At 63.0% G+C, this 14,239-nt stretch carries 13 protein-coding genes; 6 read left to right on the top strand and 7 right to left on the bottom strand.

Annotation, left to right across the window (positions count from 1 at the left end; all coding sequences use genetic code 11):
- Positions 1-30 precede the first annotated feature (30 nt).
- Together GWE18_RS00675 and GWE18_RS00670 are read right to left on the bottom strand one after the other, a co-directional pair.
- The gene (locus GWE18_RS00675; protein WP_275183900.1) at positions 31-762 is read right to left on the bottom strand and encodes a peptidoglycan-binding protein; all 732 of its coding nucleotides are present in this window, start codon (positions 760-762) and stop codon (positions 31-33) included.
- Complete coding sequence (locus GWE18_RS00670) at positions 746-2,563, bottom strand: ATP-binding protein (protein ID WP_275183899.1); 1,818 nt, start codon at positions 2,561-2,563, stop codon at positions 746-748. The genes GWE18_RS00675 and GWE18_RS00670 overlap by 17 nt, the downstream gene beginning before the upstream one ends.
- 410 nt (positions 2,564-2,973) lie before the next feature.
- On the opposite strand from GWE18_RS00670, the gene GWE18_RS00665 reads away from it, so the two are divergent.
- Both GWE18_RS00665 and GWE18_RS00660 read left to right on the top strand, forming a co-directional pair.
- The gene (locus tag GWE18_RS00665) at positions 2,974-3,393 is read left to right on the top strand and encodes a DUF5330 domain-containing protein (protein ID WP_275183898.1); all 420 of its coding nucleotides are present in this window, start codon (positions 2,974-2,976) and stop codon (positions 3,391-3,393) included.
- Between the two features lie 82 nt (positions 3,394-3,475).
- Positions 3,476-3,904 (top strand): SufE family protein, encoded by a 429-nt coding sequence (locus GWE18_RS00660; protein WP_275183897.1) that lies wholly within the window; start codon positions 3,476-3,478, stop codon positions 3,902-3,904.
- A gap of 184 nt (positions 3,905-4,088) precedes the next feature.
- Here GWE18_RS00660 and GWE18_RS00655 read toward each other — a convergent pair whose 3' ends face one another.
- Together GWE18_RS00655 and GWE18_RS00650 are read right to left on the bottom strand one after the other, a co-directional pair.
- A complete protein-coding gene (locus GWE18_RS00655) occupies positions 4,089-4,502 on the bottom strand; it encodes a MucR family transcriptional regulator (protein WP_057854862.1) in 414 nt (137 codons plus the stop codon).
- A 181-nt stretch (positions 4,503-4,683) separates the two neighbouring features.
- Entirely contained in the window at positions 4,684-5,517 is an 834-nt protein-coding gene (locus GWE18_RS00650; RefSeq protein WP_342804211.1) for a DUF308 domain-containing protein, read from the bottom strand.
- On the opposite strand from GWE18_RS00650, the gene GWE18_RS00645 reads away from it, so the two are divergent.
- The 4 genes from GWE18_RS00645 (at position 5,516) to GWE18_RS00630 (ending at position 9,426) form a co-directional block, all read left to right on the top strand.
- Entirely contained in the window at positions 5,516-5,851 is a 336-nt protein-coding gene (locus tag GWE18_RS00645; RefSeq protein WP_275183895.1) for a hypothetical protein, read from the top strand. The genes GWE18_RS00650 and GWE18_RS00645 overlap by 2 nt on opposite strands.
- A gap of 23 nt (positions 5,852-5,874) precedes the next feature.
- Complete coding sequence (locus tag GWE18_RS00640; RefSeq protein WP_275183894.1) at positions 5,875-7,524, top strand: glycosyltransferase family 39 protein; 1,650 nt, start codon at positions 5,875-5,877, stop codon at positions 7,522-7,524.
- Positions 7,525-7,631: 107 nt separating this feature from the next.
- Positions 7,632-8,411 carry a class II aldolase/adducin family protein gene (locus tag GWE18_RS00635; RefSeq protein WP_057902226.1) on the top strand — a complete coding sequence of 260 codons (780 nt, stop codon included), beginning with the start codon at positions 7,632-7,634 and terminating at the stop codon, positions 8,409-8,411.
- 31 nt (positions 8,412-8,442) lie between these two features.
- The gene (locus GWE18_RS00630; protein ID WP_275183893.1) at positions 8,443-9,426 is read left to right on the top strand and encodes an NAD(P)-dependent oxidoreductase; all 984 of its coding nucleotides are present in this window, start codon (positions 8,443-8,445) and stop codon (positions 9,424-9,426) included.
- A 233-nt stretch (positions 9,427-9,659) separates the two neighbouring features.
- On the opposite strand, the gene GWE18_RS00625 is transcribed toward GWE18_RS00630, so the two are convergent.
- From GWE18_RS00625 to GWE18_RS00615, 3 genes are read right to left on the bottom strand one after another with little or no spacing between them, the layout of a single operon-like run.
- Positions 9,660-11,075: a M20/M25/M40 family metallo-hydrolase gene (locus tag GWE18_RS00625; RefSeq protein ID WP_275183892.1), complete on the bottom strand. Its 1,416-nt coding sequence runs from the start codon at positions 11,073-11,075 to the stop codon at positions 9,660-9,662.
- A 5-nt stretch (positions 11,076-11,080) separates the two neighbouring features.
- Entirely contained in the window at positions 11,081-12,403 is a 1,323-nt protein-coding gene (locus GWE18_RS00620; RefSeq protein WP_275183891.1) for a glycosyltransferase family 87 protein, read from the bottom strand.
- A gap of 36 nt (positions 12,404-12,439) precedes the next feature.
- Entirely contained in the window at positions 12,440-14,062 is a 1,623-nt protein-coding gene (locus GWE18_RS00615; RefSeq protein WP_275183890.1) for a helicase HerA-like domain-containing protein, read from the bottom strand.
- Between the last annotated feature and the right edge of the window lie 177 nt (positions 14,063-14,239).

Genomic DNA, 14,239 nt, shown 5'->3' with positions numbered 1-14,239 from the left:
CGACGGTATAGGCCAGCATGTTGCCGGAAGCTAGTCGATCGGGTGGCCGATCATCGCCGTGAGCTCCTTCACCAGGCGATCGGACATCTGGCCGGTCACCGGGAGCTTGCGGTCGCGCTCGAATTTCGAGATCGCGGCCTGCGTGTCGGCACCGACCGCGCCGGTCGGCTTCAACTGGCCGTAGCCATATTGCGTGAGCGCGCGCTGCACCGCCGCCACGCGGCGTGCGCCGGCACTTTGCGCGGTGGCCGGTATCGACGCCGGCGGACGTGCCACATTCGAAGGCGCAGCCGTGGGCGCACCGGTCGACTTGACCACCAGATTGGCCATCGGGTCAGGGTTTTTGGAATCGCTCCTGGTATCACTCTTGGGATCGGCACTCCTGGTCTCGGCGTGTTTGGGATCAGCGCTCCTCACCTCGACGGGCCTGATTTCCGGCGGCTCCGCCTCGACCGGCCTTGCGGTCAGTTCGACCGGGCGCGGGCGCGGCAACGGGCTCACGACGGGGCCTTGCGGCGCCGGCAGCGTTACGACCGAGCCGAACATCGGCGAGGGATGGCGGCCGGCCTGCAGGAACAGTGCATTGGCGACGATGGCGCAGATCGCGGCAGCGGCGAGCAGGCCCGCGACCATGTCTTTCGGACTGTGCAGGAAGATGCGCATCACGAGGCCGCGCTGCTCCTCCGCTTCGATCGCAACCGCTTTCGCGCTGCGACGGCGGCGGCGCGGCATCTCGTCATCGTCGTCAATTCGCCTGGGCACGTTTCTTCACCTGATGGACTTGATCCTGCGATTCCGGCCGCGGCGCCGGTTTCAGCGTCGCGACGTTGTTTGAAGTCGTCAGCAACGGCGCAATGTCAAGCGGCAAGGCAACAGCCACCGTGGTGCCCTCGCCCACCCTGCTCTCCACGTTCATCTCACCATTGTGCAATCCGACCAAGCCCTTCACGATCGACAGGCCGAGGCCGGTGCCTTCGTGCTTGCGCTGATAGGTCTTGCCGGCCTGGAAGAACGGATCGCCGATCCGCGCGAGATCCTCGGCGGCGATGCCGACCCCGGTATCGGTGACGGTCAGCATCAGCCGCGATCCCTCGACCTCGGCGGAAACCGTCACGCTGCCGCCGCGCTCGGTGAACTTGATGGCATTGACGACGAGGTTCAGCGCGATCTGCTTGAATGCGCGCGGATCGCCGTTCATCACGGGCAAGTCCTCCGCCGCGCGGGTGATCAGGTCGACGCCGTTGTCGCGCGCCTTCAGCGCCAGCAAATCGCAGCAGTGCAACAGCGCCGCGCGCGGCGCGAACGGCTCCGGCGAAATTTCGAAATTGCCGGTTTCCATCTTGGACATGTCGAGGATGCCGTTGACGACCGATAACAGATGCTGGCCGGAATCGTTGATGAGCTGCGCGTATTCCTTGCGGCGCGCGGCGTCGATCATCATCGCTTCTTCGTGCACGATCATCTCGGAGAAACCGATGATGGCGTTGAGCGGCGTGCGCAGTTCGTGGCTCATGGTGGCCAGGAATCGCGTCTTGGAGGCATCCGCCTGCTCGGCAGCGGTGCGCGCCAGTTCGAGTGCCTGCTCCTGGATCTTGCGGTCAGTGACGTCGCGCATCACGGCGACAACCTCAGCCTCGGGCGAGCCCTGCTCGAGCGGCCGGCAACCCATCTCGACCCAGATGAAATCGGCGGAAATGTTCTGGCCGCGAACCGCGTCGCGGCGGAGACGGAATTCGACGCGTTGCTCGCTGCCGCGCGCGGCATCCGCTAGCGCAGTGAGATAGGCCGGACGATCGACGACATGGACGCGGTCGAACAGGCCATGACCGGTGAGCCGGGCGACCGGCGTGCCGAGCATGGCTTCCGCCGCCGGCGAAATGAACTCCACTGCGCCGTTACGGCTGTGCCGCGAAATCACGTCGCTCATGTTTCGCGCGAGCAAGCGATAGCGGTCTTCCTCGAGATAGAGCAACGCCACGGAAGTGCGCGCCAGCGATTCCGCGCTGACGGCCAATCCCGCGGCATAGAGCGTTGCGGAGGCGACGCCAGCCCCCATCAGCACGCCGTGCAGGGCCGCATTCGGCTCTGCCACCGGCAGGAGGTGAAAATGTCCGAGCGCGATCAGCAAGGCGGCGCATGATAGCGCCAGCGCGGAGGCGAATGCGACCACGCGGCGCGAAGCCGACAGCGCCGCTTCGAGGGGAACAACGATGAGCCAGACCGCGGCGAATGATTCGATACCGCCGGTGGTCACGGCGACCATCATGACGAGGCCAGCCAGCGCCAGCGCGGAGAGAATATGCGTGCCTTCGTAGCGGCCGGTGCGCGACAGGAACCAGGACAACAGAATGGGCGCGGTCAGCCAGGCGAAGGCTGCGACCTCGAGCGCCGTGGGCGCGCCGCGCATCGCCAGATAAACCGGAAAAGCCGCAAGCGCCACCAGGCTGCCGAGCAGCCGCGGCGCCATGAACGCGCGATGACGCGCACGCGTCAGCGCATCATATCGTGCCGAGGGATGCAGCAACGCATCGAGACAATCGCGTATGATACTCAAAACAGTCACGGCTCCGCGCTTCGGCTTGTTCGTCAGACAGACGCGCCGGAACGCCCCCTATTCTTTGCGCCACCGTGTCAGAGCGAACTTAAGCGAACGCTAAGGCGCAGTGGATCAGCGCCCCGACACCGCGTCTTCGCCGGAAATTTGGCACCTTGCGCGACCTTCATTCGACGCAGATGGTGAACGACAGGTTTCCAGCGCGACCGGTCTATGGTTTCGAAATGGTGGATGCGCCGCTTTTCCCGCACTCACCGTCATCAATCGAATATTTACGCAGAATCAGATCATTGAAATTTTCTGCAAATTTTCGCCGAATTTACCTCAATGCAAACACTTACGATTTATCCACGACTGGTAGTCAGAAACGAAGCTGCGGGTTAACCGCAGCACAACCATAAGACGACCGGGATCGCGAGATGTTTTTTCTGCTTCGCATGGCATTCTGGCTCGGGCTGGTGCTCGTGCTGCTGCCCAGGGAAAAGACGCCTGACTTGGACAAGGTGCCGCAGATCGGCGCGTCCGAAGCGGTATCGGCTGCGACCGCCGCCGTCTCCGACATGAGCCAATTCTGCAAGCGTCAGCCGGCGGCCTGCGAAATCGGCGGTCAGGCCGCGACTGCGATCGGCCAGCGCGCGCAGGATGGCGCTCGCCAGTTGTACAAGATCATCACCAAGCCCGATCAGCCCAGCGTCCCGGACAAGAAGTCCGACCATACCAGTTCGATCGGCACCGCCGGCGACGCTGAGGCCCTAGTGGCGTCGCCCTCCGAAGCTTTGACGGAGGACGACGTGGCGATCGAATGGCGTCTGCCGCGGACGCCGTTGGCCGAAAAATAAGGCCACGGAACCGGTTCCATTTCCATCGCTTTCGTTTGATCCGCATCCTATATAGGCCTTAAGGAAACCGACGCGGGCCAACATGACGATCGACGAAATCAGGGACAATTTCGAGCTGCTGGAGGAATGGGACGACCGCTACCGGTACGTCATCGAGCTCGGCCGCACACTCGATCCGATGCCGGAGGCCGAGCATTCCGCCGAGAACAAGGTCAACGGCTGCGTCAGCCAGGTCTGGCTCTCCAAGCAGATCGACCGTAGCGGCAACGGCGAGCCGCGGCTGAAATATTTGGGCGATAGCGACGCCCATATCGTGCGCGGCCTGATCGCAATCCTGCTCACGCTCTATTCGGGCCGCACGCCGCAGCAGATTCTGACAGCGGATGCGCTTGCCGTATTCGACGAATTCGGATTTCGCGATCACCTGACGCCGCAGCGTTCCAACGGCCTGCGCTCGATGGTCGAGCGCATTCGCTCCGACGCGCGCGAGGCGCTGGCTGCGGCTTCGTAGACACCGTCATTGCCTGCGACAAACGCGAAGCGTTTGCGCAAGGGAGCTCGCGACAAAATTGCAAAGCAATTTTGTGCTGAAGCGACGAAGCAATCCATCTATCCCCGGACCAAGAGACGGATTGCTTCCGCCTTCGCTCTTTGAGCTACGGCGGACACGTCGCTTACGCTCGCAATGAGGGGGTCTATTTTCGCTTCCGCGCTTGCTGGCCCAGTCCCATCTTCTTGGCGAGCTGTGAACGCGCCACCGCGTAGTTCGGCGCCACCATCGGGTAATCCGGCGGCAGGCCCCATTTGTCGCGATATTGCTCAGGCGTCATGTTGTACTGCGTGCGCAGATGGCGCTTGAGCGACTTGAAGCGCTTGCCGTCCTCAAGACACACCAGATATTCGGGCGTCATTGACTTCTTCACCGACACGGCCGGCTTGGCCGGCTCGAGCGGCGTCTCGGGGCGGCCGCTCGACACCCGCATCAGCGCGGCATGGACCTGGCTGATCAGGTTCGGGATTTCCGAGGCCTGGGTCGGATTGTTGCTGAGATAGGCCGATACGATGTTGGCGGTCAGTTCGACGGGCGTTTTGCCGGCGGAATCGGTCATGGCTCAACCTTCTGGGATCGCGAATGTATCGGGCGGCCACACGGTTCGAGCAGCATCAACCGTGCCTATACATCCGCGGAACCTCGTACAACTTGGCGAATATGAACGAAGTGCCGGGAAACTGACAAGAACGGCGGCGCTTTATTTTCAAAGACCGGCCTCGCCGCAAGTATTGCCGGTTTCAGTGCCGCTGATCGAGATGCTCACGCAGTTCATCGATCGAGGCAAAGCGCATCATCCCCTCCGGCATCTGGGCCTCGATCGAACCATCGGAATAGAGCGAATAGGCCATGCCATCGACAACGCCCGACTTCAGCACCGTCACCGCCGGCTGATCCTCGGCGCGCGCCGGTCCGCCATTGGTTTCTGCGTTCGGCTGGGGCGTACGCCCGCCGCGCCGCTGCAGCGGACCTTCACCGGGCTTTGCGCGGTCCGCCTTCGGCCAGGCATCTTCGAACGATGGCGGAGGCGGCTCGGCCGGAGGCACGGCGGGCGGCTTGGAGCGAAGGTCGGATGACAACAGATCGGGCGGTTCACCGGCCCGGGCCTGGGCGCGCTCGCGCTCTTTCCGCGATGTCGAGGAAAACAACAGGTTGCGCTTTGGCTTGGATGCCGATGGAGGCGCCGCCTCTTCCGGAAACATCGGCTCGGGAACCGGATGGTCGCGCAGGACAGCTTCATTCTGCCAAGGCGGCGGTGCGGCCATTGGGCCGCCAGGCTGTTCGGCGGCCGGGAAGCCGCCACCATTGGAAGCGGAATCCCGCGTCGCGCCGAGGGGGAGCGCCGGCCGCATCGCGACGTCGCTACGCGCTTCCGGCACGCCGGTACCGAGCCGCCGCGCGATGTTCTTCAATTCCCGGACCGTCATCCAGAGCGCGAGCATGATCGCGCCGCTGCAAACGCCGATCACGCCGGCGATAATCAGCGTATTGCCGGTGCTGAATTCCTTGATCGGGATACCGAAGCCGATCGCCAGCAGGCCCGCCAAAACAAGGCCGATTCCGGCGATCAACATGACAACCATCATCGAATTAACCCCTCAGCCGCGCCCGAAACGCTCGCAAGCCGCCCCACGCCACGATACCGTCATATTGTGTGCACCGCCAACCGCCAATTGCGTCCAGGGTTCCGTACCCGCTTCGTCTGGTTGCAGGATTTCGCTCACCGCGATCTTTGCCATTCAGATACCGTTCAGCCCGCCGACCGTAGTTTTACCAACTATCAATTACCGCCCTTTTGTTGCATCGCATCAGGGATTTAAAGCCACAATTCCCAATTACTTGGAAATGGAACTGCGCTATATGGGTACCCGGGGAATGAGGCTCAAGAATATCCGCGCTGGGCCATAGGGGACGCTGGGTTACCAATCGCCATGTCAGCCATCACGACTTCTGCTCTCGATACGCCCGCGCGGCGCTCGTTGGAGCGGACCTGCGACGACCTTGCCATCTTCGTGCTGGCCGTGGTCACTCTCGTCGCGGGTCTGACCTTCCGGGACTACGGACTGGGCTGGGACGACTACACGCACGCCGAATATGCCGACCTGCTGCTGCGGATGTACGGTTCCGGCTTCAAGGACACCGGCGCGCTGTCGTTCGCCAACCTCTATATGTATGGCGGCGGCTTCGACATGGCGGCGGCCCTGCTGCACAAGGTCATCCCGCTCGAACTGTTTGAAACGCGCCGTCTGCTCGGCGCCGTGGTCGGCGTGATCGGCCTTGCCGTGACCTGGCGGCTGGCGCGGCGTGTCGGCGGCCCGCTTGCCGGGCTTGCGACATTGTTGCTGCTGACGCTGTGCCCGACCTTCTACGGGCACATGTTCATGAACCCGAAGGACGCGCCGTTTGCCGTCTCGATGGTGATCCTGATCCTGGGTCTGGTGCGCCTGGCGGAGGAATATCCCGCGCCCTCGCCGCGAACCATCCTGATTGTCGGCCTCGGCGCCGGTCTCTCCATCGGCTGCCGGATTCTCGGCGGGATGGCGGTGGTCTACGCGATGGTCGGCTTCGTCCCGCTGCTGATCGACGAAGTTCGCACGCAAGGCCGGCGCGAAGCGATCCGCCGCTTCGCCCATGTCGTATACGTGCTGCTGCCGGGCCTCGTGCTTGGATACCTGATCATGGGCCTGGTGTGGCCATGGTCCATCATGGAGGCGGACCATCCCTTCAAGGCGCTGACCTATTTCTCGCACTTCTTCGAAAAGCCATGGAAGGAAATGTTCGACGGCGCGCTGGTATCGGTGCCCGATATGCCGTGGTCCTACCTGCCGACGCTGTTCGCGCTGCAGCTTCCCGAGGTATTGCTCGCGCTGTTGTTCGCCGGCGTCGTCGGCACCTTCATGTCGCTGTCGCGCGGCGATGTGTCGGCCCGCCGCAAGACGATCCTGCTGATGCTGACGCTGGCGGCCAGCCTGCCGCTGGTGATCGCGATGGTGAAGCGGCCGGCGCTCTATAACGGCATCCGGCATTTCGTCTTCGTCATCCCGCCGATGGCGGTGCTCGCCGGCGTATCGTTCTCCTGGGCCATGACCTGGCTCAAGGATAATCACCGCCGCTGGCAACCTGCCGCACTGGCGGTGTTCACGTTCGGCTTGCTGTTGCCGCTGAGCGAGATGATCCGCCTGCACCCTTACGAGTACACCCATTTCAATCATATCGCCGGCACCGTTCGTGGCGCCGACAGCCTGTTCATGCTCGATTATTGGGGGCTGGCGCTGAAGCAGGCGTCTGACGGCCTGCGCGAAGAGCTGGTCGAGCGGCAGGAAGTGCCGCCGCTGGGACGTAAATGGAAGGTCGCGGTGTGCGGCCCGCAGCGTCCGGCGCAGGTGGCGCTCGGCCCCGACTTCACGATCGGCTGGGACAGCCAGTCCGCCGATTTCGCGATGACGCTGGGCGAGTTCTACTGCAAGGGCCTCACCGCGCCGGTCATGGTGGAAATCAAGCGTGACGATGTCGTGTTCGCGCGTGTCTACGATATCCGCGGCCGTGGCATCTCCACACTGCTGGCAATTCCGGCGCCGTAGTAGCCCGCAAAGGCATGACTGCCACCCGTGACGACTGCCTTGCTGGCCGTCCGGCACGGGATTAGGCTTGCTCTCGAAAATCAGCAACGCACGGGAGAAAGCGCGCCATGTCGCCAGCTAAAGCTCGCTTGAAGCAAGTTCCCTCCGGCATGACGGACGCCGAGTGGAACCAGCGCATCAATCTCGCGGCCTGCTACCGCCTCGTCGCGCTGTATGGCTGGGATGATCTGGTCGACACCCACATCTCGGCGCGCGTGCCGGGCCCCGACCATCACTTCCTGATCAACCCGTACGGCCTGATGTTCGAGGAAATCACGGCGTCGAGCCTGGTCAAGGTCGATCTCCATGGCAATCAGCTCAGCGAGAGCGAGTACAGCATCAATCCGGCCGGCTTCACCATCCATTCGGCGATCCACGAAGTGCGCGAGGATGCCGGCTGCGTGCTTCATCTGCACACGCCTGACGGCACGGCAGTCGCGAGTTGCATGGAAGGCCTGCTGCCGATGAACCAGACCGCGCAATTCGTCACCCACGACCTCGCCTACCACGATTACGAAGGCGTGGCGCTGGATCACGACGAACGCCCACGGCTGCAGAAGGACCTCGGCGACAAGAACCACATGCTGTTGCGCAACCACGGCACGCTGACTGTCGGCCGTTCGGTCGCCTCCGCCTTCGAGCGCATGTACCATCTGGAACGGGCCTGCACGATGCAGGTGCGCACCCGCATGCTGGGTCCGACCGCCTATCCGATCGAACAGGCCGTGATCGACAAGAACGAGCGGTTGTTCGCCAATGCCGATTTCGCGGAACGGCGCTCGACCGAGCTGGTGTGGCCGCCGCTATTGCGCAAGCTGGATCGAATCGACCCGAGCTACAAGACCTGAGCCAGGCAGGCGCGCGAAAGGTTACAGCGGCGTGACGGTATTGGTGACCGGCAGTTCCGGCCATTTGGGCGAGGCGTTGGTGCGTACGCTACAGGCGCAGCGCCGCGAGACCGTTGGCATTGATGTTCGGCCTGGCGCGTTTACGCACCAGGTAGGCTCGATCGCCGACCGGGCTTTCGTGCGCCGTTGCATGAAGCACGTTACGACCGTGCTGCACGCCGCCACGCTGCACAAGCCGCACGTTGCGACGCACAGGCGCCAGGACTTCGTTGACGTCAATATCACCGGCACGCTCAATCTGCTTGAAGAAGCCACTGCCGGCGGCGTCACGGCGTTCGTCTACACCAGCACCACAAGCGTCTTCGGCGATGCGCTGGTTCCGCCGCCGGGCGAGCCGGCCGCCTGGATAACCGAAGACGTCACGGCGGTACCGAAAAATATCTACGGCGTCACCAAAGCGTCTGCGGAGGATCTGTGCCAGCTATTCGCGCGCAATCATTCACTTCGCGCCATCGTGCTGCGCACCTCGCGCTTCTTTCCCGAAGAGGACGACAATCGCGCGGTACGCGAGGCCTACACCGATGCCAACGCCAAAACCAACGAGTTCCTCTATCGCCGCGTCGATATCGAAGACGTAGTCAGCGCGCATCTGCTGGCGGCCCGTCACGCGCCAGCGGCCGGTTTCGCGAAATACATCATCAGCGCTACTACGCCCTTCACGCGCCACGACGCCGCGGAACTGCGCACCGACGCGCCGCTTGTAGTCCGCCGTTACGTGCCGGATTATGAAGCCGAATTTGCGCGGCGCGGCTGGACGATGATTCCAGGCATCGATCGCGTTTACGTCAACGACCGGGCGCGGGCCGAACTCGGCTGGCAGCCACGCCATGACTTCCGCGCGCTGATTGCGCGGCTGCGGGCCGACGAGGACATTCGCAGCCCGCTGGCACGCGAGATAGGCAGCAAGGGTTATCACGACCGCCTCTTTCGCGATGGCCCCTATCCGGTGGAGTGAGGCGCCGGAAATATCCGTTGGACGCGCCGCACGAATGCGCTAAACTATCGCCCATATACCTCTACACGTCAGGAATCAAAACGCCGCCCAATCCCGGGCGGCGTTTTTATTCAGTAGGGTGGGCAAAGCGAAGCGTGCCCACCATTCAAAGACCAACCCATCGGATAGATGGTGGGCACGGCGCAATGCGCCTTTGCCCACCCTACACTTCTACAACGCCACCCGTCCCCTCCCTACTTCGCCCCTTCCGCGAACGCGCCGAGGATCCGCGCCCAGGAGCGGATGCCCTTGTGGTAGCTCTTCAGGTCGTACTTCTCGTTCGGGGAATGGATGTTGTCGTCGTCGAGGCCGAAGCCGACCAGCACGGTATCGAGGCCGAGCGTACGCTTGAAATCCGCCACGATCGGGATCGAGGCGCCCGAGCCGATCAACAGCGCCTCCTTGCCCCATTCGTCCGTCAGCGCGCGCTTGGCTGCCGCCAGCGGCTTCATGTTCCAGTCGAGCGCAATCGCCGGCGCGTTGGAATGGTCGGTGAACTCGGCTTTGCAGTCGGCGGGCACGCGCGTCCGCACATAGTCGCGGAAGGCGTTGCGGATCTTTTCCGGGTTCTGCCCTTCCACGAGCCGGAACGAGACCTTGGCGGAGGCTTCCGCCGGGATCACGGTCTTGGAGCCCTCGCCGGTATAGCCGCCGATGATGCCGTTGATGTCGCAGGTCGGACGCGAGGACACCTGCTCGATCAGGAGACGGTCCTTCTCGCCGGCAGGAATGGAGAGGCCGATCGGCTTCAGGAATGATTCCGGCGTGAGGTTGAGATTCTTCCACTGCGCCAGAATATCCGGCGGCAGGTCCTTCACGCCGTCGTAGAACCCGGGGATGGTGATGTGGCCGTTGTCGTCGTGCAGGCGGCCGAGAATGTTCGTCAGCACCCGGATCGGGTTGCGCGCACCGCCGCCGAAGATGCCGGAATGCAGGTCGCGATTGGCGGCCTTGATCTTGACCTCGTCATAGACCAGCCCGCGCAGCGAGGTCGTGATCGCCGGCGTGTTCTGGTCCCACATGCCGGTGTCGCAGACCAGCGCGAAATCGGCCTTGAGGTCGCTCTTGTTCGCTTCCAGGAACGGCACGAAATTCTTCGATCCGATTTCCTCCTCACCCTCGATGATGATGGTGATGTCGACCGGCAGCGATCCCGTGACCTTTTTCCAGGCGCGGCAGGCCTCGACGAAAGTCATCAACTGGCCCTTGTCGTCCTCCGCGCCACGCGCAACGATGATCTTTCGGCCATCGGCGTGATCGGTGACCACAGGCTCGAACGGCGGGCGGTGCCAGAGATTAAGCGGATCGACCGGCTGCACATCATAGTGGCCGTAGAACAGGACGTGAGGCCGGCCGCCCGCATTGCCATTGGTACTGCCATTGTTCTTGGCGACGATCGCGGGATGCCCCGCCGTCGGCCTCACCTCGGCCTTGAAGCCGAGCGTCGCGATATCTTTCGCAAGATGATCGGCAGCCGCCTTGCAGTCGCCGGCGAAGGCCGGATCGGCCGAAATCGACTTGATCCGCAGCAGGGCGAACAGCCGCTCGAGGCTGTTGTCGAAATCGGCGTCGATGTGATCGAGGACCGGCTGGATCTTTGCGTTGGACATGCTGATCATCCCTGGCTGTGAGCCTTGTTATTAACATCGAGTTGTAGCTTGCCTGCGGCCCGAGGCAAGGCGGCATCCGCCGCAGGCGGATGGCGCATATGCCAGACCAGCCCTGCCGTGAGCAGGATGGTGGCAGCGAGATTGTTGCCATAGGCCTGCAGGTCGATCGGGAACAGTGGAAGCGACAAACACAACAAACCGCCCGCCACGGCGAGCAGCGCCCATGTGCCGGTTCTGACCGCGGGCCTCGGATCATAAGCGGCGCGATGGGCCAACACGGTGATCGGAAAGAACAGCCACAGAAAGTAATATTGTCGCGCCAACGGCGAAGCGACCGTCATCAGGCAGAAGAGGATGCCGAGTTCCTCGGCATCCGACCGCTCGGTCCGGCGCGATGCCGGCGGCATCACGGCGACATAGCCGAGCCCGATCGCGAGCGATATCGCGAGCACCATCCAGTTCGCCGTCTTGTAGTCGAGATTGGCGACGTTCATCGTGCGCACGGGCTTGGACGGGTCGTCCTGATTGTAATTCACGGGCCGCGTCAGGCGGTGCGTCACCGCGATGATCGACTGGTTGACCCACGACCAGTTCTGCTCGTCGCGCTGTCCGAACCCCTTCTCCGAACTGGACCCCACCATGCCCTGGTACCAGGTCTTCAGCTCCGTGACGTTGTGCTGGAAGCCGCGAAACGGCGCCGGCAGCACGAACAGAAACACGCAGGTGAACACCAGCATGCTCGCGGCCGCCGCCCACTGTCTTCGCCACACCAGATAAGGCAACACCGCCACCGGAAACACCTTGATGGCGGTCGCCAGCGCAAACATGCTGCCTGCCATCCAGCCTCGCTCGCTTCGCAGCAGCCAGAACCCGTAGAGCATCAGCGCCAGCAGCAGGAGGTTCGGTTGACCGAGGTCGAACATGTCGAACACGAAGGTGACGGTGACGAAGCCCGGCAGCGCTTCCAGCCACGGCCCGGGTTTCCGCCCCGATCCCGCCATCGCGTGCGAGAACTGCGCTGTCATCCACCACGCGACGATGTTGAGGAACGACAGGCACAGATAAAGCGGGATCTTGCCGAACCAGCTCGGGATCGCGAGCAGCAGGGCCGACAGCGGCGGATAGATGAATTCGAAATAGCTGGCGGGATCGTCGGGGTAGAGATTCTTGCCCTGCAGCACCTGCTGCCCCGCCCAGAACCACAGCGGATAGTCCTTGGTCTTGCCGTTGCCCCAGATTTCCGGGACGAGGACATCGGCGGTCAAGGCGATGCAGCAGACCAGAAACAGGATATCGAGCGGCCTTCGCAGCGACGGATATCTCAGCACGCGCTCGTTCCAGAGGTCAGAGGGGAGATCGTAACTTTACCGCCGCAGCAGTCCGCCAAGCGCGCCGCGCACCAGCGCGCGCCCGACGGAACCGCCAAGCGATCCGCCGACCGACTTGCCGAGATCGGCGACGATGCCGCCGACCACCCTGTTGGTGACCGAACGGGTAACGTCTCGCGCGATGACCTGACCGGTCGACAGCCTGCCGCGCTTGACGTTGGTGCCGAAGATCGTGCCGACGATGGAACCGATCTGGCCGAGAATCCCGCCGCCGCTTCCGCCGGCATCCGCACCGTTTGCAGGCGCCGCCGTTCCAGCGACGCGCTTCTGCAGCATCTCATAGGCAGATTCGGCGTCGACCGCGGTATCGTATTTACCCTTGACCGGGCTCTTGCTCATGATCGCCTTACGCTCTTCCGGCGTAATCGGCCCGATCCGCGCCGTCGGCGGCCGGATCATCACGCGCTCGACCATGGTCGGCGTGCCGCCGCCTTCGAGGAACGACACCAGCGCTTCGCCCTTGCCGAGTTCCATGATGACGCGGGCGGTGTCGAGCTTGGGGTTAGGCCGGAAAGTCTGCGCCGCCGCATTGACCGCCTTCTGGTCGCGCGGCGTGAAGGCGCGCAACGCGTGCTGCACGCGGTTGCCCAACTGCGCCAGCACTTTGTCCGGCACGTCGATCGGGTTTTGCGTGACGAAATAGACGCCGACGCCCTTGGAGCGGATCAGGCGGACCACCTGCTCGATCTTGTCCAATAGCGCCTTCGGCGCGTCGTTGAATAGCAGATGCGCCTCGTCGAAGAAGAACACCAGTTTCGGCTTTGGCAGGTCGCCGGCTTCCGGCAGTTCCTCGAACAGCTCCGACAGCATCCACAGCAGGAAGGTCGCATAGAGCCTCGGATTCTGCATCAGCTTATCGGCGACCAGAATATTGACCATTCCCCGGCCGTCGCTGTCAGTCTTCATGAAATCTTTCAGCAACAACGCCGGCTCGCCGAAAAATTTCGTTCCGCCCTGGTTTTCCAGCACCAGAAGCTGGCGCTGAATGGTCCCGATCGTCGCCTTGCTGACGTTGCCGAAGCTCTGCGCGGCCTTTCGGATTTCGGCGAGTTCATCCTCCTCGTCATCCGGCCCCTTTTTGCCGCCCATTGGCGCGATCGCATCCAACAGCGACCGCAGATCCTTCATGTCGATCAACGTCAGGCCGTTTTCGTCCGCCACGCGGAATGCGACATTGAGGACGCCTTCCTGCACGTCGTTCAGATCGAGCATCCGTGACAGCAATAGCGGCCCCATTTCCGTGACCGTGGCGCGAACCGGGTGGCCCTGCTCGCCGAACACGTCCCAGAACACCGTCGAGAATTGGTCGGGCTGAAAATTGAGGCCCATCTCTCCGGCGCGCTTGAGGATGAAGTCCTTGGCCTCGCCGACTTCTGAGATTCCGGACAGGTCACCCTTGATATCGGCCGCGAACACGGGAACACCGGCGCGGGCAAAGCCCTCCGCCATCACTTGCAGCGACACGGTCTTGCCGGTGCCGGTCGCGCCGGTGACAAGGCCATGCCGATTGGCAAGCGCCAGCGACAGCCAGGCCGTCTGTTCACCCTTTCCGATAAAAATCTTCTCATCGGTATCGGCCGTCTTGTTATCGGAGGTCATCGCATCGCCTCTTCGCGCACATCGGACAGATTTGGTGGCAATCATATCGCATCCTGCCCGCCGATTGAAACCGTCAGCAGCGTATACGCGACCGTTCGCCTACCTCGCCGTTCGCATTTTTCATACTTTTTTCCGACCTCCGGCGGTGAAATCCAGAACGCAGCGCAATAAGCCAGC

This window comes from Bradyrhizobium sp. CSA112 (assembly GCF_029051645.1).
In the GTDB taxonomy this organism is placed as follows: Bacteria; Pseudomonadota; Alphaproteobacteria; order Rhizobiales; family Xanthobacteraceae; genus Bradyrhizobium.
Note: the sequence above shows the minus strand (reverse complement) of the source record. Positions and strands in the feature narration are given on the sequence as shown.

Coding starts and splice junctions, on each gene's coding strand:
- GWE18_RS00665 (WP_275183898.1), top strand. CDS start 2,974: ATGTTTTTTCTGCTTCGCATGGCATTCTGGCTCGGGCTGGTGCTCGTG.
- GWE18_RS00660 (WP_275183897.1), top strand. CDS start 3,476: ATGACGATCGACGAAATCAGGGACAATTTCGAGCTGCTGGAGGAATGG.
- GWE18_RS00655 (WP_057854862.1), bottom strand. CDS start 4,502: ATGACCGATTCCGCCGGCAAAACGCCCGTCGAACTGACCGCCAACATC.
- GWE18_RS00645 (WP_275183895.1), top strand. CDS start 5,516: ATGACAACCATCATCGAATTAACCCCTCAGCCGCGCCCGAAACGCTCG.
- GWE18_RS00650 (WP_342804211.1), bottom strand. CDS start 5,517: ATGTTGATCGCCGGAATCGGCCTTGTTTTGGCGGGCCTGCTGGCGATC.
- GWE18_RS00640 (WP_275183894.1), top strand. CDS start 5,875: ATGTCAGCCATCACGACTTCTGCTCTCGATACGCCCGCGCGGCGCTCG.
- GWE18_RS00635 (WP_057902226.1), top strand. CDS start 7,632: ATGTCGCCAGCTAAAGCTCGCTTGAAGCAAGTTCCCTCCGGCATGACG.
- GWE18_RS00625 (WP_275183892.1), bottom strand. CDS start 11,075: ATGTCCAACGCAAAGATCCAGCCGGTCCTCGATCACATCGACGCCGAT.
- GWE18_RS00615 (WP_275183890.1), bottom strand. CDS start 14,062: ATGACCTCCGATAACAAGACGGCCGATACCGATGAGAAGATTTTTATC.